Here is an 18,063-nt window from a genome sequence, read left to right as displayed (position 1 = left end):
TCGGAGATTTTCGGAGGCGACCGGCAGACATCTGGATCCTCCAGGGGGTCGCAGGTTCAAATCCTGTCAGCCCGACCAAAGGGCCGTTCGCGAAACTCTTCACGAAACGGTCGCAAAAAATCGCTCCTGATCAGAATCAGGAGCGATTTTTGGGTTCAGGGGCGTTGTGGCGCATCTCGTAGGCCCGCGCGGATGGGGAGACCATCTCCCGCAAGACTGTCGCCAGAACGATGAAACGGCTGGGTTTGGCGGGGATCTGCCCGGAGAAGTGAGTACCAGCATCATCGATCACGCTGATGCGTGCCCGGCGGACGCCGTGAAACGGCACGGTGGGCAGTTTGGCATGGCCGCTAACACGTCGGCGGTGACGAGACGTACCTGGGGATCACCGCCCACTCCCGCTGATCGCGTTCACCGAGCCAAATTTCGGTCGCTCTCGTCTGAAAAAATACCTACAGAACAGGAAGATACTAAATGCAATCAACCACACTTAAGACATGAAAAGCCGAACAAAGCGCGAACGCTTGCCTTCTCTTGGTGCAGGCGCTTCCATCTTCAATATCGCGTTCTGTGGCGTCCTACTGACCCTTGCTCTCGTACTCGCCCTCTCCGGGACGCCCAGTGCATTTGTAGGCGTCTTCTTCGGGGCTATCGTCGAAGTGGTCTTCGTCATTCGATACGTCCGCAGCAGGAAAGAAGCGAACAAACAAAGCCTCCGCCAAGATTCACACGTCTGACGTAGGGAGCGGTTTGTGGACCGCCCATCACCGTCAGAGGAGTTTCGAAAGGCTTGTTCCCAGGAGGAAAAGGCCTACAAATACGCTAATGAATCCGACAGCAGACATGTTTTTGGGTGTGGAGTTTCGAGCAACACTCTCCGCAGATCTCCCGAAGAATTCACGCTGCTTCTTCGCTATCCGCCGAGATATGGGTGTTCGGAACACGATCATCAGGATCCCCGCTGCGAGTATGGCGGCCCCTGAGATCGAACTCAGAATCGCTTCTCTCATTACATGACCAACCCGGTCGTCACCACGAGTAATTCACCATTGCAGCATATCCAAACTTTGCACCGGTCGATATTCCGCTCCCTGAGTACCAAGTGGGCCGTCTCCAATGCCACCGAGCTCCAATCGGGCTCATCGCCACAGTACAGTTGCCTCCCACGGACCAGCCTGGGGGGCTGATTGGAGATAGTGGCGTCGGCCGAAACGCCGAAGTCAGCACCAACACCAAACCCTACTGAGCTTGACCCAAGCGAAAGGCAAGCCGCCCAGCATCCAGTCAATGAAAACTCACCGCCTTGACGGTTATGGGGAGCAGAGAGTGATCGGGCACAAACGGTTTCTCAGCCTTCTGAGGCGACCCCCTGGGAGGTGCCATGCCAATAGGCCTATGCCTTGACCGTCAGGGAGTGCAGCTGGCGGTGGTTGCAGCGGTCTTTGAGCCACGTGGCGATTCCGCATATCGCGCGGGCCCGGCCGGGGCAGGCAAAACGCTGCGCGAAGATATACCGGTGTTTCTCGCCAAGGGCTGATCGGAAGATTTGGCTTGCGGGTCGCTTCACTCCGCGGGCGTCGTCATGTGAATCAGGCTTGGTGACTTCCCGCTACCATTCCGCCAGAGGTGAACCGCAGATCGGGTTGGCGACTCGATCGGCGTCTCCACCGGCAAGTGGCCGTCCGACAACTGTGGAGGAAAATGTCGCGGGATGCGGAGGAAAACATGTTTCGCGGCGGCCTGCGATCCGCGCCCTGACGGGTTTCGCGAACAGCCCACCGAAGGGCCGTTCGCGAAACTCTTCACGAAACGGTCGCAAAGAAATCGCTCCTGATGAGAATCAGGAGCGATTTTTGTTTTCCGGAGCGTTTTCGTCGGTTTTGGAGCTCGGCGTCATCTTCTGGGCGGTTTCGCAGTGCGCTTTCCCGCTCGTTAACGCCTTTCAGGCGCACCGATGTCTTCGGTGCGCCTGGGGTTTTGCCCTCTCGGGCTGTGTCCGTGAACCGCTGGGCGGCTAGGTCCTGACGGGTGGCCCGCAGGTCTCGTCGGATGGTGCCGGATTCACTTTGTCGGGTCGGAGGACACCCACAGGGTATGTATCGGTGTACGGGTTGTGCCATTCGCGGTCGCGGCTGCGGACTGTAGCGATGGTGGGTTCGCCGAATGAGTTCTTTCGGGCGGCGTCTTTGATTCGGGACTGCTGTAGCTTCGACGTTTGATTAATGCCCTTGCTGACCCGTCGGGTTAGTGCCGACGAACCGACAGTTCCAACCCGATCTGCTCTGTGACCGAGACGTTATACGCGCCAGTTGGACTAGTCGTTGTGCAAGCAGTCAACCTTGACTAGTATTTTGAAAACCAAGCCATCAATGACGAAAGGCGAAAGATCTTGATCAATCCGAAAGCGGGAGGGCGCCGCGCTGCGGCCCTTGTCAGTGTTCTTCTTGGAGCGACAGCGTTAGCCGGATGCAGCGCTGCAGCCGCTGGCTCTGCGCCCGACTACGACGAGGCTGTGATCAGCAAGGCGGCCTGTGATCGCAACTCTGAGGCCGGCCCCATCACCTACATCTCCGGCTACGGATACTCGGCCAGCGCCGGCCAGTTGGACGTGTTCATCGCTGACGAGCTCGGCTATTTCGACGACCTCTGCCTCGACGTGGAGATCAATGCTGCGGGCGGCAACGGCCAGCAACTCGTTTCGTCTGGCAAGGGGCAGTTCACGGAACTCGGCTCCGCAGAGGACGTGCTCATGGCAGCGGCGAACAGCAAGAACCTCACGGCCGTCGCCACCTACGGAACCACCTCGCCGTTCTGCATCTTCGCGAACAAGGACATCAAGAGCCTGAAAGATCTCGAGGGCGGGTCGCTCGGATACTTCATCAACCTGACGCCGACCGCGGGTGCGATGCTCGATGCCGCCGGCGCAGACGTCGATCAGATCGAGTTGATCAAGATGACCAACTACGACCCGACCGTCGTGCTCCGTGGCCAGGTCGACGCTGTCGTTGGATACGCGTCGAACCAATGCGCGACCCTCGAGGCAATGGGGGAGGAGTTCTCGCAGTTCTTGCCGTCGGACCTGGGTGTGACGGGCACCTACAACGTCATGGAGACCAACGCCCAGTTCTTGAAGGAGCACCCGGAGGCAGCATCCGCCTTCATGCGTGCAAGCCTCAAGGCCCTCGAGCACTGCCTCGAAGACGAGGATGACTGCGTGGACATCATCACCAAGTTGGCAGAGGAGGGCGGCCAGGGCAAAGCATTCCCGCGTGAGCAGCAAGCACGCACTTGGGCGATCGAATCGCAGTGGGTGCGCGACAGCCAGGCTGGTCCTCCCGGCGTGCAGACAATCAAGCAGTGGAACGGCGCTTCCGGCATCGTGAAGCAGTACGGCACCGTCAAGGAGATTCCGCCGGTCGAGGGCATCATTGACATCGACATCGTTGCCGACCTCTACGGCACGAACGGTGAGCTGATCTGGCCCGGAGACGCCAAGTGACCGCGCGTGTCGTCGAGAACGTGACCGCGACCGGGCACGGCGTCGAGATCTCCCATCTCGTGAAGAAGTTCGGCCGGCCTGGGCAGGAGATGCTCGCGCTGGATGACGTCAACCTGACCGTCGCAGCTGGTGAGTTCGTCTCGGTCATCGGCCCGAGCGGTTGCGGAAAGTCGACACTGCTTAAGGTGGTCGCCGGCCTCCTTGAAGCGGACGGTGGCTCTGTCACGATTGGGACGGACTCCGTCCGCGAGGCGACGAAGCGCAAGCTCATCGGACTGGTGCCGCAGGCGCCCGCGCTCCTGCCATGGCGTTCGGTTCGCGACAACGTCAGGCTTCCCCTTCAGATCAACCCGAACGCCAACGCCGGACGGGCACTGCGCGATCCGGACGAATTGTTGACGTCCTTCGGCCTCGGCCATGCCCTGGAGAAGTTTCCGAAGCAGCTCTCCGGAGGCATGCAGCAGCGGGTCGCGATCGCGCGTGCGTTCGCCTTCGATCCGGCGCTGCTGCTGATGGACGAACCGTTTTCCGCGCTGGACGAGATCAACCGCGACCAGCAGCGCCTCGGGCTGCTCGATTTCTGGCAGACGCACCGCAAGTCGGTCATGTTTGTCACGCACTCGGTGCCCGAAGCGATCGTGCTCTCGGACCGCATCGTGCTGATGGCGGCACGCCCTGGGCGCATCGCGGAGATCATCGACGTCAACCTTCCCCGTCCGCGCACCGAAGATGCCTACGCGAGTGACGCCTTCCGAGAGCTCGAGGGCTATGTGCGCAGTCGTCTCTCCGAAGTAATGCAGGAGGTCTCCAATGACTAGTCACACCGAAACGTCGGCAACCCGGGCAATCGCCACCCAGAGCGGGCGCAGCGCAAGTGCGTCAACGAGAAGCGTCGCCCGCTGGCTGAACCCGCGCGTGTGGGGGCCGACCGCGGTCGTGTTCGTGGTCGTAGCGGTGCTCTGGCAGGTCGTCGCCTTCACCAACCCGTACATCTTGCCCTCCCTCGGCGAGGTGGCTGTAAGTCTTCTCGAGGATCCGGGCATGTACTGGCAGAACTTCCTGATTACCTTGCAGGAGGTGGTTGTGGGCGCTGGAGCTGCGATTGTGCTCGGCTATCTGCTCGCGGTGATCATGAGCGAGTTCGAGATCGTCGAGCGGGCGATCATGCCGCTGATCATTCTCATCATGGTCACACCGGTCATTGCCATTGCGCCTGCGCTTGTCGTGGCCTTTGGCTTCGGCATGATGCCGAAGTACATCGTGACCGGAATCGTGGTGTTCTTCCCGGTGCTGGTGAACTCACTCGCCGGGCTCCGCAGCGTCGACCCACGAGCAATGGACGTGTTCCGCACCCTGCACGCCACCCGGTGGGAGACCTTCCGCAATCTGCGGTTCCCCGGTTCGATGCCGTACTTCTTCGCCGGATTGCGCATCAGCCTGCCGCTCGCCGTCGTCGGTGCGGCCGTCGCGGAGTTCGTTGCCGCGGGGACTGCGGCCGGTCTCGGATCACTGGTGACCACCTCAGCGGCGCAAGCTAACCTGCCGGTCACCTGGGCAGCCATCTTCATGCTCTGCCTGATGGGAATCCTGCTGATCGTCGTGCTCGCGATCGTACGCAAGCGTGTCCTGTGGTGGAGCGACGGAGAAGTCACCGCGCGATAACTCGCGGCCAACAATGTATTCGGCCCTCGGTGAGAGGGCCAGAGAAAGGAAAACACCGTGAAGAAGCTTCACTTCGGACTGTTCGAGAACGCACAGGCGAATGACACCGGCAGGGCAACTTGGCGCCACCCCGATAACGAGCGCGTCAACTACGACACGCTCGAGTACTGGACAAAGATTGCCGAGGTCTGCGAGAACGGCGGCCTGGACTTTCTGTTTCTCGCGGATGCCTGGGGGTGGGCCGAGGTAGACGGTGTCCGTCCAGACGTGGCCTCGATCGAGGGGCTGGATCTGCCTCGCCTCGATCCGTTCATCGTGGCCTCCGCGATCTTGGCGCGCACGAGTTCGCTCGGCGTGGTCATGACCGGGTCGACCCTGCTCGAGCAGCCGTACTCGTTTGCGCGACGAATGGCGACCCTCGACCAGCTGTCGGGCGGCCGGATCGGTTGGAACATTGTCACGACAGGCACGGCGGACACCGCGGTTAAGGCCTTCGGTGTTCCCATGGTCGCGCACGACGAACGATACGCGATGGCCGATGACTTTGCCGAGCTCGTGTACAAGCTGTGGGAAGGGGCCTGGGAACCGGACGCCCTGACGAAAGACAAGAACGGTAACTTCGCCGACCCAGAAAAAGTGCATGCCATCTCGCATGATGGCCCGTACTTCAAGAGTGAGGGGTACGGAAACTCCGCGTACTCACCCCAGGGCACACCTGTGCTGTTCCAGGCCGGGTCATCTCCCGCCGGGCGAACCTTCGGTGGCCGCCACGGCGAGTGCATGTTCGTCGGTGGTGGCTCGGTCGAACAGCTCGCCGAGCACAGCCGCGCCATCCGCGCCGCCGCCGTTGACGCCGGTCGAACCGCGGACTCTGTGAAGGTGATGGCCGAGTTCCGATGCGTCGTCGGCGAGACGAAGGAAGATGCACAGCGCCTGTACCAGGTGGTGCTCGACTCGCAGACTCCCGACGTGACCGTCGCGTCCTACGCCTGGTTCACCGGTCTGGACCTCTCGTCCTACGACCCGCGGACTCCGATGACGGATCTGCACACCGAACTCTCGCAATCTCAGGTTTCGCGCTTTGCCGGCAAGACCGTTGGCGATGTGCTGAAGGACTGGCACGAGCACGGAGCCGGGTCAAAGGCCTTCATCGGTAGCCCCGAGGAAATCGCCGACCGGATCATTGAGCTTGCCGAGGGCGCCGACCTCGACGGCTTCCTACTCGCACCGGTGATCCAGCCGGGGTCGACGATCGACTTCGTCGAGCGGGTCCTGCCCATCCTGCGCGAGCGTGGGGTCGTCGGTGAGAGCAACGGCGCCTCGTTGCGCGAGCGCCTCGTCGGCTCGGATCGCCCCACCCTGCCCGACAACCACCCGGCGGCACGCTACCGGGCAACGGTGGCCGTCGCGTAATGACTACAGCAACCGTCTGCGTCGTCGGCAGCATGAACGCGGACCGTTACCTTGGTCTCGCCCGCGTACCGCAACCGGGCGAGACCATGCTCGGCTCGAACCTCGGCCTGTACCCGGGCGGAAAGGGGCTCAACCAGGCGGTTGCTGCGGCGCGGTGCGGGGCCAGCGTGCGCTTCTGCGGAGCCGTTGGCTCCGATATCGAGGCGGCGTTCCTGCGCGACGCCCTTGCCGTCGTTGAGATCAGTGGCGAATATGTCGCGACCGCCGAGGGCCCGAGCGGCGCCGCATATGTGTTCTCACTGCCAGACGGCGAGAACAGCATCGTCGTGGCACAAGGAGCGAATGCACAGCTGGCCGCCTCGGATGTCGTCTCGGCGGTGCGCGGGGCGAGCGTCGTGCTGACGCAGCTCGAGACCAATCCAGACATCGCGGCGACCGCGCTCCGTGAGGCGAGAAAGTACAGCGCCATCACGGTGCTGAACGCTGCACCCGCCCACCCAGCCGCCTGGGAGATGCTTCCGGACGTTGACATCTTGATCGTTAATGAGACCGAGGCGGCGTCGCTGGGAGGGTTGGATGCGCTCCGGCAGCAGGTGACGGTCGTGTACACGCGCGGCGCTGCCGGCGTGGCCGTCTATGAGCGTGGCGGGCGCGTGATCGAGGTGCCCGCATTTGCGATCGATCCGATCGATACGACAGGGGCTGGCGATGCCTTTTGCGGCGGATTCGTCGCGGCTGTGGCCCGTGGCGTGAGTCTCGAGGAGGCTGCACGCGAGGGGGCAGCCGCCGGGGCGGTCGTTGCCGAGCACCGCGGCGCGCAGACCAGCGCGCTCAGCTACGAGGCCGTGCGTCGGCTGGTGGACCAGCGGGTCAGCGCGTAGCCGGGCTCTCCGCGTCTCTGGCGTCGGTATTCCCGCCGGCGCCAGCGTCGCCTGCGAATGCGTACTCTCCGGCCTTGACGCGCGAGACCAGCTGCTGAGCCCAGAGCTGTTCCGCGCGGAGCCTCGCCGAGGCCAGTTCGAAGACCTCGCGCACGTACTTCGGGGTCGTCTCCGAGCGCATCGTGTCCTCAATGTGGAAGCCGTTGCTGGTGACGAGTGCATCGATCTTGCTGATTCGGTGGGCCAGGCCAGCCACCACTTCTTCCCTGCTGAGGAAGAACATGAACGAGGTGAGCGCCAGGGCGGCCCTGGTGTCGAAGGTCTCGACTTCCCAGAGCGTGTCGCGCAGCATCCTGAGCAACTCCACCTCGCCCGTTGGGGAAATGCTGTATCGGGTGCGCGCCGGGTAACTGCCGTCGGATTCGGTGTCGACCTCGGTGATATAGCCGTCTCGAACGAGTGACTTCAGGGCGTTGTATATCGAACCAGGGCGCGTGTTGGCCCACTCGTCCGCATGCCAGGTAGCGAGCTCGCGCCGCAGGAAGTAGCCGTGGACGGGCTGAAACTGTTTGACCGCACCGAGGACCATCAACGTCGTATATGTGCGCATGGCTCCATGTTATGGACTGAGCGGCACTATCTGTTGATGAACCAGTTCGCGGCGTGTTAGTTTGCATCTAGACAAATTTGACTAATCATGAAGGGGGATCGACGATGATCCGGAATGACTCGATTGAAATCGCAATGGACGTGCTCCTGCGGCGCGCGTTCTCTACCTTCCCGACGGGTGTGGTGGCCGTGTGCGCACTGGATTCCGATGGTGTGACGCCCATCGGAATGGCGGTCAACTCCTTCACCTCGATCTCGCTCCAGCCCGCACTGGTTGCCATCAGCGTCGCGAACACCTCGCGAACCTGGCCGGGTCTCTCTCGGTCGCAATCGCTTGGCCTGAGCGTGCTCGGAAGTGGCCACGAACACGTGAGCCGTTCCCTGTCCGCCCGGGACGGCGATCGCTTCGGAGAGCTGTCTTGGTCGGCGAAGGAGGGCGGTGCGATTCACCTCGATGGCTCGGCACTCTGGCTCAGCTGCCACCTCGAGCAGACCATCGAGGCCGGCGACCACGCGATTGTGATTCTGGCGATCGACGATCTGACGCACTTCGACGACGTTGAGCCGCTCGTCTTCCACCAGAGCCGCTATCGCTCAATCAGCGCATGACAGCACACAACTCGTGGCTGTCCGGGCTCGTCATTCACGGAGACGGGCGCGGCAACGCGCTCGGGTTTCCGACGGCGAACCTTGATGTGCACGCGAGTGGATGCGCGGATGGCGTGTACGCGGCATGGGCCCGCATCGGAGATGAGCCGCGGTGGAGGCAGGCGACCGCCAGTATCGGCGACAATCCCACCTTCGGTGATGTCACGGAGACCAGGGTCGAGGCTCACATCCACGATTTCGCTGGCGACCTCTACGGGTTGCGGGTGGAGCTACAGCTCGTGGCTTTGATTCGTGGGATGACCGCCTTCGACGATGTCGAAATGCTGATCTCGCGGACCGCGGACGATCTGATCGTCTCAGAGCGCCTGCTCGCAACGATTGCACCTCAGGACGCGCCGCTACAATCGCTGACTCTGCGCACTGAGGAGTGATCGACCCGTGATGAAAGCGCCCGTGTTGGTCGCGACAGATCTGGACGGCACGCTGGTGCCCAACGCGAGCATGAGTGTGCCAGCGTTCACGGCGCGGGTATTGAGACGGTTGGATGATGCCGGAGTGCCGGTGGTGTTCGTAACCGGCCGGCCGCTGCGGTGGATGAGCCCGTTCTGGCCGCACGTGGGCAAGCACGGCCTCGCCATCGTCTCGAACGGTGCCATCACCTTCGATGCGCACGCCCAACGGGTGATCTCCATCACGGGAATTGACGCAGAGCCCGGGTTGGAACTCAGCCGCTCGATCGCCGCAGCAATCCCCGGTGCGAGCTTCGCGATCGAGTGCACTGATGGCATCCGCCTCGACCCGAACTATCCGGAGCTCGGCACGTCACGAGGGAGTGTCCGCCGAGGCGCGCTGGCTGCGATCTGGGATCAGCCGGCCGCAAAGCTGCTCGTTCGTCACTCCGCGGCGGACGCCGATATTTTTCAAGCGCGGGTTGCGGCTGTTGTCGGCGATCGGGCGACGGTAACGTGGTCTGTTCCAGGGCTCGCCGAGATCAGCGCGGCGGGAGTCTCCAAGGCCTCGGCTCTGGCACGGCTCTGTGAACGCCGCGGCATCGCTGCACGCGACGTCATCGCTTTTGGCGACATGCCGAACGACATCGCGATGCTCGGCTGGGCCGGCACAGCCTACGCGGTGGCGAATGCGCACGAGAGCGTTCGTGCGATCGCGCACGACGTTGTGCTCTGCTGCAAAGAGGAGGGCGTCGCGCACGCCCTCGACCGGCTGGTGCCCGTCGAGTTATAAGGCCGTCGGTGCGCTGGCACGTCGACAATCCGAGGTGAGCAGGTAGTTGAGCTTGCTCCGCCTCCGTGTTGCTTGCGGTTCATCGCGTCGGAACAACATGTGTGGAGGAACAGGTGTCATCCAGTCGCGGGTTAATGTGCTCCTGCAGGATCCAGGCTGCGCCGACCGTTGGCGTCGTGGCTTCGAAGATGCCGAGTCGAAGATGCCGAGTCGAAGGTGTTGAGGCGTTCCTGGCGCAACTACCGAGATATTTGAGTGACCGAGCGCTACGACGACTTCGATACCCGGAGGGTAGGGGTGCACCACGGCACCTGCTAGGGATCCGTACGAGCCCGCAAAGGACCGTCTCGCGGGCTCCGCACGAAGACCTCAGACGCAAGAATTTGAGGAGGCTGTATCTGGCGCTGCGCCGCTGCCGACGGACCAGTCGAGCGACGCCTGGCCGTCGATGATCGAAGCAAGCACCACGGCGTACCATTCGCTGTAGTCATTCTCCCCGGATAGCCGATTGCTCAGGACAAGGGCATCGCCGACGTCCAACAACGACTCGCATGGCCCGCTATCTGTGGACGCGCTAATTCGAGCGAAAGTGTCGAAGATGTAGCCAGTCGATACACGAAATCCCCGATCACCTACCAAGCTCGAGGACGCCTCCGATAGCGTCAACGTGCCCTGAGCTAGGTACTCTGTGGGGCGATCAGAAACGAGCATCTGTGAAACAGTAGGACTTGGCGTGGTAGCCAAAGGCGAGGGTAGGTTCGGAGACAATTGAACACTGGGGTCGCTAGAGCCGTCGTAAGAATCCTGCGGTGAAGCCACGCACCAGCGGAAGCCGTCGCAAAACGGCCGCCAGTCACCGATGCCCGTCCAGCCGACGACGACTGCGACAAGCGCGCCGGCTACAGAGATTCCCACCATGCTAACCAAGCCAGTAACGTGGCGCTTCGCGAATCCACCAGTCCTTCTCGTGTCGCGGCGTCTGCGGAGGTCTGAGGTCACAGGACCATGATCCCTTATGTGGCCAGCCGCGCGCGCATCACTGAGCCCTGAGACTCAATCCAGCTCATCGCGGGCCTTGGCCGTGGGCGAGCGTGAACAAGACACGATGAGTAGGACGGAACCGTCGGCGGGTCAAGCGCCCGCTGAGGGATCCCTATTCGGGCGCTGAACATTCAGCGGAGGGTTGTGGGCGTCGTGGATCCATAGCCCACCGAAGCTGGGTCGTCAGGACGGTGGTCGATCTCGGTCCACTCATACGGAGGATGGATCAACATGGTTCTAAATGGCCGGCGGACCGCGGTGACGGACATTAGCAAGGGTGGCAATCGCGTACTCGTGCGAAGTCACGTGTATCCCGCCCGTGAGTCGACCCATGTCCGAGCCACAATTTTGCGCACGCCTCCGCCGCGAAAACCTGGGGCTGGCTCAGCGACTCGGCGACTCTACCTCGGCGATGGCTAGGATCTCTCCTGCGAGCGTGTAGGTGCTGAGCGCGCAAAACTCTGCCTCAGCGACTGCGACCTCGGCGTGCACGCCCTTGCTTGAGAGGGAGTCGATCGAACTGAATCGAGTGAAGAGAGACTCTCCGTGCTTCTCAAGTGCACCGCGAAATGACCGTGAATCGACGTTGGCCTTAAGGAACTCGACCAAGCGGTTCTTGTAGCTCTCGTCCGTCAGCGAGTGACCGTGCTTGGTAGACGCGCGAGACGGATCAGCTGGATGAACGAGATCCACGATCGCCTTGAGAATCCTCCGGCAGGAAGCCAACGCTTGCGATAACTCTTCGCTGGCCTCAATTTGGGAGTCGCGATCTGCTGCCTCGCGCAATCGACGAAAGGCGACGTTGAATCGGTCTAGAACGTCGGGTGCACAGTTGGCCAAGGCTGATCCCACGCGCTGGCTTGCGGTGGCGAACGCGTCATCGCCATGGGACTCGAAGGTGAGTTGCCGCTCCCATGCACACAAGTACGTAAAGGTCTTGTGGCGGGCTCGGGAGATGAGCTCCACCCACGTCAGGCGGCGGCTCAGGTCTTCCTTGTGCTCATTAGGTGACAGCGCATCACTCGAGGTCTGCTCGCGTTGCCAGAACTCAATGAGCTCAATGCTGTGGGCGCTGATCAGGTCGTCCGACAGGCGGCGCTCCGCCATGTACTCCTCGAGTGCTCGCTCCGCCAATCCGTCCCTGTCTTCCCATGTGCCTGGATCAGCCATCAGGCGGCGGGTCATGTCGGCATTTGCTGGCGGGTGACCGCCTGATGGCTTGATCTCGAACGCGAGCCGAAGGGCGGCATACGTGTCGCCCATTAGATTGGCAATTCGGATCGCTCGACGGATCGAGGCTTCAAGCGAGACGTCCTCAAACTCGTCGAGCGCTCGCTGGACCAGTGCCAGGGTGTTCGCGGTGGTCGCTGACAGTCGGGACGCAGACATGATGTGAATGAGCCTATCTGGTCGCAAAAAATGTCTGACCTATGGACTCGGCACTCGCAGCACCCCGGCCGATCTGCTCAGCAAGCTAACCTCGAGGAAGGAATTAGCCCCTGTTGCTTCCACCGTTTGAATCCGCCCAAGGGTCTCCGGGACTTTTGGTTAAGAGATCTAATTAACCCATCACTACGCCATCACTTTCACCGCTCCACAGCCGCTGAGCTGGCCCTGTCGTCCGGGGTGCCTACGTCGTTCTCGGTCCCTCCCGATCGTCCGGGATCGTCATGCACACCTCCTGGAAGCTCGCAACGCTGTGCGAATCTAGCGGAACTCCCGCGTGGTCATCTCCCAACCCGTACGAACACTTCCTCTTCCTCGGTCAGGCGTGTAACGAAGTAGATCGCGAGAGCCCCGTCGCACCGTCATTTGGCGAACAAGGACACCAGAGTGTCGCTCGATAGCTCTTGATCACGATCCGCCTGTCCGTTGGTGATTCTGACTCCCTCGCCTCGCAACATTTCGATAGGCCGCCGTTGGTCAGACGGATCTGCCCAGACGAAGTTGGGCGCAATCGAGCCATCACTCTTGAGCACTCGATGCGCATTGGTGCACTGCGGACAATTCGTGATGTGCTGTCCAAGCGGTTGGGCCGCGGTTCCAATCGCGTTGGCGAGGTTTCCGTACGACGTCCAGTGCCCTTCGGGCAGGGACTCGAGGATTGTGTGGAGGGGAGACCAATCGTATGGTAGGTCGCCATTCAGTGATCCCTCGCCAAGGTATGCCGTGCGGACGTCTCTAAGGGTTCTGCCGTCTTCTAGCCGCCAGAAGTACCACCCATTCGTGGTGGATCCTTTGACATACTTGCCGGCTCCGGATGGCGAATCGAACGTCTTCTGGTCTATTTCCAGTAGTCCATCTCTGCGCACTATTGCTTCGGCAGACGCCCATTTCCCAGGACGAGGAACGAGGCGCGTGCCGGGTGTGAGAAGTCCGGCGATCAGCAGGTGTTTCACTTCAATCCCTTGCGCTTCCTTGGCCTCGGGGTTGACCACCACGCCGATGTGCCCGGGGGGAGCAGGCCAAATCTGCAGAAGTTCGTCGACTAGAGCCTCGGTGCGGGCGTCGATTGAGTCCTCGTCCCAGTCGCCGCCGTCCACTTTCCGCAATAATCGGCTCGTGAGCAGGAGCGTGTCATGTTCCTTGAACGCCTCCCGCTTGGCTGTCCAGGGCCCGTTCGAAACCTTTGAATTCAGGGGGCCCGTCAGGAGGGTGAGATTGCCGAGTCTGTGTACGTGGGTGGCTCGGGCCTGTTCGGCCTCTAGCCCGTCGACCGGCCAGTTCGCCTCCCATTTCTGGGGCAGGACGTGTTCGATGGGGAAGCCTCGCCGGGGGACCTGAGGTTGGTCTGTCTGCATCCGGAAGCGATTCTCAACGGCTTCTAGCATCATGCGTAGACGCCCGCGTTTGAAACGAATGTAGACCGCCTCTGTGGCGAGTGCCGTGCGGATCTCGTCGTCACCCGGCCAGTAGGTGCTTGACACGTTCAGGCGCGTCAAATGTGAACGTACGCGATTGGGGAGTTCCATAGCTGGAGCATCCCGATGGGTACGGATGATGTCGGCAACGATGCGACCAAGGTCAGATCCAGTAAGTCGCAACAATTGGCGGCGCACTACCCAGCTCTCGGCCACCGCTACGACCTCATTGATCTGGGCTTCAGGGATCGCGCGTTTTGGCGAACTGAGCCAGATGAGCAGGGGTTTGAGCACCTCAATGCTGTTGGCCTGCATCCGATAGATAGCCATTTCCACAGGAGTGAGCTGCCGGTCTTTGTCAGCCGCGGCAATTGTCCAGGCCTCGTACTGGTCTGCCTGCTGCTTCACCACGGGGAGCAGCTCGCTCATCCGTTGCTTGCTGTCTTGCTCAACGTATGACTTGAACCGCGTGAACGTCGATTGTGGGCCGATCTCATCGCCTGTTCGTGAGATTAACCATTGATTCAGGAATAGAGAGCTGCGACTGACAAAGTAGCGGCCGACGCTGATTTCGGTTTCCCAGAACTTGGTGTCGAATGGCCAGTCGCGCGCGTAGGCCAATTTCGTGTCCACGCCATCGATTGCCAGTCGTTGGAAAACGAAATTCTTGATCAGGTCCGCGGCGGTGAGAGGGGTCCCGCGCGCATTCAGAGTTTCAAAAATCTCTTGAGAGTTTTCGCTCGCACCGAGGTTGATCACGACAAGCTGCAGGCAGCGCGTGAGCACAACGACTAGGGCGTCGGCGCGCTCAGCATGCCCGTCAGTTGTGGGGTCACCGAGCCATTCGGTGATGGAGCTTGCGAAGAACTTGTGGGCCCGGACGATCAAGGAACCCGAGTGATGGAGCGTGGAGTGATTCACCGGGGGCTCGGCGTTCATGACCTCAGCGAATGCGGCGAGATCCCGATTGGTGTGTCGCACCTTGAGCAGGCTTTCTCCGTCGGGCACGAAGTTTGCCTGATTGTGGGTGAGTACCACGAGCTGTCCAGCCAAAGCTTCCAGGCCAAGCTCATCCAGTACCGCCGCCGTGGCGTCCATCAGGATCTGGAGGGTTGTCAGGCGTTGTTGACCATCGATGATGTTGCTGACGGGGATGTGTCCCTGCTGAATTTCGTGTGCCTGAAGCACCACCGCACCTAGGAAGTGAGACACGACGCCGTTGGGCTCGCGTACGCGCAACTCCGCCATCCGCCGGATGTCTTGCCACAGCGGCGCCCATTGATCTTCCTCGTCCCACACATATGGGCGTTGAAACAGCGGTACCACCAAGTGCTGTGGGAGGTAGAAGACCTCCATGGGCGTCTGTACATCGGTCTTCATAAGACAATACTGGCGCTTGCTGCAGATACTTTGGCCAGGCGAGCCGCAACCCAGGTGCAATCGGCCGTGACCAACAAATTGGGGCTCGCCGGCCGTCGTGGCGGGCTGTTCCTAAAACTCACTGGCCGCTGAATCACTGGACGATTTTTCGGCACCTTCGCGCACATCCACTGCGCTCTGCCAAATAACCCTCTACCGGCCGAGCAAGGTGGCCAACTCGTCGAGCCGCTCCCCAATCGTGAACTACTGGGTGACACCCTCGAGTAGGATCGCGAGCTCGTCGAGTTCGACGTCCCAACCCTCTCGGTTCTGCTCAAGACGTGCGCGACGGTAGCGGGTGCCGCCGGGGAGCGTGTCGAAGCCCGATTCGATCACCGTGACATCCGTTCCGGTGCCAGCATCGGAGATGGTGAAGCGCACATGCGTCGAGTACTCGTCGAGCTGTTCGGCGGGGATTCCCGACCAGCGGAAGCCGAACGAGTCGTTGGGCACGACTTCGGTGATTTCGATCGGGAAGCTGCCGTAGCCCTCCCAGTCGATACTGCCCGTAGCGCCGGGCTCGAGCGCGGCGAACTCCACACTGTCTCCGAACCACTTGACCATCACCTCTGGATCGGTCAGCGCCGTCCAGACGCGCGCGCGCGAGGCCTCGATGCGCACGGTGCGGGTCACGGTGTGGCCTTTGATTCTTGCGTGATCAGACACGGTGTTTCCTTCTCGTTCGATCTGAGCGCGACGGAACATTGCCCGCCGAGCGGCACGTGAAATGCAACGCGCCTCAACGAGCGTACCCATCATTGCGACGAGCAACGCATCGGCGGTCGGCTCGTGGGATGTCGGAGCCGAGCGACTAGGTCTGGATCAGCGCTTCCTCATCGGCCGCAAGATTCTTCTGCACGGCGAACTGGGTCCGGTGCAATTCTTCGTACCGCCCACCCATAGCAAGCAGTTCCTCGTGCGTACCGCGCTCCACGATCGAGCCGTCCTCAACCACGAGGATCAGGTCTGCGCTGCGGATGGTGGAGAGGCGGTGTGCGATCACCATCGCCGTCCGTCCCTTGAGCGCCTCGCTGAGCGCCGCCTGCACGGCGGCCTCAGACGTCGAGTCCAGCGCCGCCGTCGCCTCGTCGAGAATGACGACGCGCGGCTGGGCGAGCAGCAGCCTCGCGATGGTCATCCGCTGGCGCTCACCCCCGGACAGCCGGTAGCCACGCTCTCCCACCATGGTGTTCAACTGGTCCGGCAGGGACCGGATGAGCGGCTCGAGCCGCGCACGGCGGACGGCGTCCCACACCTCGTCGTCGGACGCCTCTGGCCTCGCGAGGCGCAGATTGGAGAGGATGGTCTCGTGGAACAGGTGGCCGTCCTGCGTCACCATGCCCAGGGTGTGCCGCATGGAGGCGAAGGTGACATCGCGGACATCCGTTCCCGCGAGGCGCACGGCGCCGCTGTCGACGTCATACAGGCGCGAGAGGAGCTGCGCAATTGTGGACTTGCCGGCACCGGAGGTACCGACGAGGGCAACGGTCTGCCCCGGCTCGATCCTGAAGGACACGCCGTGCAGCACCTCTTCGCCGCCGCGGGTGTCTAGCGTGGAAACTTCCTCGAGAGAGGCGAGGGACACTTTGTCTGCTGACGGGTAGGCGAAGCGGACGTTGTCGAACTCGACGGCCACCGGGCCTTCGGGGATGGCGATGGCGTCGGGCTTCTCCTTGATGAGCGGGTCGAGGTCCAGTACCTCGAAGACGCGCTCGAAGCTGACCACCGCGCTCATGATCTCTACCCGTGCGTTTGCGAGGCCGGTGAGCGGCGCGTAGAGGCGGGTGAGGAGGAGCGCCAAGGTGACAACGTCACCGGTATTCAGCTGGCCGGCGAGTGCGAGGGAGCCGCCGAGCCCGTACACGAGCGCCAGGGCGAGAGCAGAGACGAGCATCAGTGCGGTGAAGAAGACGAACTGCAGCATCGCGGTGCGGACCCCGATGTCGCGGACGCGGGCGGCGCGGACGCGGAACTCCTCGGCCTCCTCGTCTGGCCGGCCGAACAGCTTGACGAGGGTGGCGCCGGGCGCCGAGAAGCGCTCGGTCATCTGCGTGCTCATGGCGGAATTGTGATCGGCGGCTTCGCGGCGCAGCGCGGCGAGGCGGCTGCCCATGCGGCGCGCGGGGACCAGGAAGATGGGGAGCATGATCACGGCGAGAACCGTCACGAGCCAGGACGTGCTGAGCATGACGATCAGGGTGAGGATCAGCGCCACGAGGTTCGTGACCACGCCGGACAGCGTGCCGCTGAAGGCCTGCTGAGCGCCGATCACATCGTTGTTGAGGCGGCTCACGAGGGCACCCGTCCGGGTGCGGGTGAAGAACGCGATCGGCATCTTCTGCACGTGGTTGAAGACGGCGGTGCGAAGGTCCAGGATCACACCTTCGCCGATCCGCGCCGAGTACCAGCGCGTCAGGAGTGACACGCCGGCGTCGGCCACGGCCACGAGGGCGATGACGACGGCGAGCCACACGATGGTGCTGACCGCGCCCTGGGCGACGATGACGTCGACCACCTGGCCGGCGAGTACCGGCGTCGCGACCGCGAGGAAAGCTCCCACGATTGAGAGGGTGATGAAGATCAGCAGCTTGGACCGGTATGGCACCGCGAACGTCAGGATCCGCCGAACGGACTCACGGGAGAAGCCGTGCTTGCCGTCCCTGGCGGAAGAGATCTTGTACAGCGAGCTCCAAGCCGCGCTTTCCATGCTCATTGGGGTTCCTTCCGTGGGCAGAAGGTCAAGCTTAGATGGCGCCACGAGTCGTGCCGGGCGGGCCCGCGAGCGAGAGGCCGGCTGCGAGGGAAACAAGCGAGCTCGGGTGAAGGG

General features: G+C 62.2%; 13 protein-coding genes and 1 pseudogene. 9 read left to right on the top strand and 5 right to left on the bottom strand.

Features of this window, described 5'->3' with window-relative positions; genetic code table 11:
* Positions 1 to 197 precede the first annotated feature (197 nt).
* From ACMT3I_RS08275 to ACMT3I_RS08250, 6 genes and pseudogenes are all read left to right on the top strand, one after another.
* Positions 198 to 272 (top strand): annotated as a pseudogene (locus ACMT3I_RS08275) (hypothetical protein); the annotation flags it as partial.
* 2,117 nt (positions 273 to 2,389) lie between these two features.
* On the top strand, positions 2,390 to 3,499 hold the full coding sequence (locus ACMT3I_RS08270; protein WP_414803990.1) for an ABC transporter substrate-binding protein: 1,110 nt from the start codon (positions 2,390 to 2,392) through the stop codon (positions 3,497 to 3,499).
* Positions 3,496 to 4,317 (top strand): ABC transporter ATP-binding protein, encoded by an 822-nt coding sequence (locus ACMT3I_RS08265; RefSeq protein ID WP_414803989.1) that lies wholly within the window; start codon positions 3,496 to 3,498, stop codon positions 4,315 to 4,317. The genes ACMT3I_RS08270 and ACMT3I_RS08265 overlap by 4 nt, the downstream gene beginning before the upstream one ends.
* On the top strand, positions 4,310 to 5,161 hold the full coding sequence (locus ACMT3I_RS08260) for an ABC transporter permease (protein ID WP_414803988.1): 852 nt from the start codon (positions 4,310 to 4,312) through the stop codon (positions 5,159 to 5,161). The genes ACMT3I_RS08265 and ACMT3I_RS08260 overlap by 8 nt, the downstream gene beginning before the upstream one ends.
* A gap of 57 nt (positions 5,162 to 5,218) precedes the next feature.
* On the top strand, positions 5,219 to 6,574 hold the full coding sequence (locus ACMT3I_RS08255) for an NtaA/DmoA family FMN-dependent monooxygenase (RefSeq protein ID WP_414803987.1): 1,356 nt from the start codon (positions 5,219 to 5,221) through the stop codon (positions 6,572 to 6,574).
* Complete coding sequence (locus ACMT3I_RS08250; RefSeq protein ID WP_414803986.1) at positions 6,574 to 7,455, top strand: ribokinase; 882 nt, start codon at positions 6,574 to 6,576, stop codon at positions 7,453 to 7,455. Before ACMT3I_RS08255 ends, ACMT3I_RS08250 begins: the two co-directional genes overlap by 1 nt.
* Here ACMT3I_RS08250 and ACMT3I_RS08245 read toward each other — a convergent pair.
* Positions 7,445 to 8,065, bottom strand: coding sequence for a PadR family transcriptional regulator (locus tag ACMT3I_RS08245; protein WP_414803985.1), 621 nt, complete (start codon positions 8,063 to 8,065; stop codon positions 7,445 to 7,447). The genes ACMT3I_RS08250 and ACMT3I_RS08245 overlap by 11 nt on opposite strands.
* Before the next feature lie 104 nt (positions 8,066 to 8,169).
* Between ACMT3I_RS08245 and ACMT3I_RS08240 the strand changes: the two genes are divergently transcribed.
* Genes ACMT3I_RS08240 through ACMT3I_RS08230 form a run of 3 tightly spaced genes read left to right on the top strand, consistent with a single transcriptional unit; the run spans position 8,170 to position 9,915 of the window.
* Positions 8,170 to 8,673, top strand: a complete 504-nt coding sequence (locus ACMT3I_RS08240) for a flavin reductase family protein (protein WP_414803984.1) — start codon at positions 8,170 to 8,172, stop codon at positions 8,671 to 8,673.
* Positions 8,670 to 9,104 (top strand): riboflavin kinase, encoded by a 435-nt coding sequence (locus ACMT3I_RS08235; RefSeq protein WP_414803983.1) that lies wholly within the window; start codon positions 8,670 to 8,672, stop codon positions 9,102 to 9,104. Before ACMT3I_RS08240 ends, ACMT3I_RS08235 begins: the two co-directional genes overlap by 4 nt.
* Positions 9,105 to 9,114: 10 nt before the next feature.
* On the top strand, positions 9,115 to 9,915 hold the full coding sequence (locus ACMT3I_RS08230) for an HAD-IIB family hydrolase (protein WP_414804041.1): 801 nt from the start codon (positions 9,115 to 9,117) through the stop codon (positions 9,913 to 9,915).
* A gap of 1,425 nt (positions 9,916 to 11,340) precedes the next feature.
* On the opposite strand, the gene ACMT3I_RS08225 is transcribed toward ACMT3I_RS08230, so the two are convergent.
* From ACMT3I_RS08225 to ACMT3I_RS08210, 4 genes are all read right to left on the bottom strand, one after another.
* On the bottom strand, positions 11,341 to 12,345 hold the full coding sequence (locus ACMT3I_RS08225) for a hypothetical protein (RefSeq protein ID WP_414803982.1): 1,005 nt from the start codon (positions 12,343 to 12,345) through the stop codon (positions 11,341 to 11,343).
* Between the two features lie 419 nt (positions 12,346 to 12,764).
* Positions 12,765 to 15,197: a DUF262 domain-containing protein gene (locus ACMT3I_RS08220; RefSeq protein ID WP_414803981.1), complete on the bottom strand. Its 2,433-nt coding sequence runs from the start codon at positions 15,195 to 15,197 to the stop codon at positions 12,765 to 12,767.
* 243 nt (positions 15,198 to 15,440) lie between these two features.
* A complete protein-coding gene (locus ACMT3I_RS08215) occupies positions 15,441 to 15,902 on the bottom strand; it encodes an SRPBCC domain-containing protein (RefSeq protein ID WP_414803980.1) in 462 nt (153 codons plus the stop codon).
* 145 nt (positions 15,903 to 16,047) lie between these two features.
* Complete coding sequence (locus ACMT3I_RS08210; protein ID WP_414803979.1) at positions 16,048 to 17,949, bottom strand: ABC transporter ATP-binding protein; 1,902 nt, start codon at positions 17,947 to 17,949, stop codon at positions 16,048 to 16,050.
* Positions 17,950 to 18,063 lie beyond the last annotated feature (114 nt).

It is taken from the genome of Leifsonia sp. A12D58 (genome assembly GCF_047530025.1).
Lineage (GTDB): Bacteria > Actinomycetota > Actinomycetes > Actinomycetales > Microbacteriaceae > Cryobacterium.
Note: the sequence above shows the minus strand (reverse complement) of the source record. Positions and strands in the feature narration are given on the sequence as shown.

What these genes read in the sequence shown, in the direction of transcription:
- ACMT3I_RS08245 (WP_414803985.1), bottom strand. Translation starts at nt 8,065, where the DNA reads ATGCGCACATATACGACGTTGATGGTCCTCGGTGCGGTCAAACAGTTT.
- ACMT3I_RS08250 (WP_414803986.1), top strand. Translation starts at nt 6,574, where the DNA reads ATGACTACAGCAACCGTCTGCGTCGTCGGCAGCATGAACGCGGACCGT.
- ACMT3I_RS08260 (WP_414803988.1), top strand. Translation starts at nt 4,310, where the DNA reads ATGACTAGTCACACCGAAACGTCGGCAACCCGGGCAATCGCCACCCAG.
- ACMT3I_RS08230 (WP_414804041.1), top strand. Translation starts at nt 9,115, where the DNA reads ATGAAAGCGCCCGTGTTGGTCGCGACAGATCTGGACGGCACGCTGGTG.
- ACMT3I_RS08240 (WP_414803984.1), top strand. Translation starts at nt 8,170, where the DNA reads ATGATCCGGAATGACTCGATTGAAATCGCAATGGACGTGCTCCTGCGG.
- ACMT3I_RS08210 (WP_414803979.1), bottom strand. Translation starts at nt 17,949, where the DNA reads ATGAGCATGGAAAGCGCGGCTTGGAGCTCGCTGTACAAGATCTCTTCC.
- ACMT3I_RS08225 (WP_414803982.1), bottom strand. Translation starts at nt 12,345, where the DNA reads ATGTCTGCGTCCCGACTGTCAGCGACCACCGCGAACACCCTGGCACTG.
- ACMT3I_RS08220 (WP_414803981.1), bottom strand. Translation starts at nt 15,197, where the DNA reads ATGAAGACCGATGTACAGACGCCCATGGAGGTCTTCTACCTCCCACAG.
- ACMT3I_RS08235 (WP_414803983.1), top strand. Translation starts at nt 8,670, where the DNA reads ATGACAGCACACAACTCGTGGCTGTCCGGGCTCGTCATTCACGGAGAC.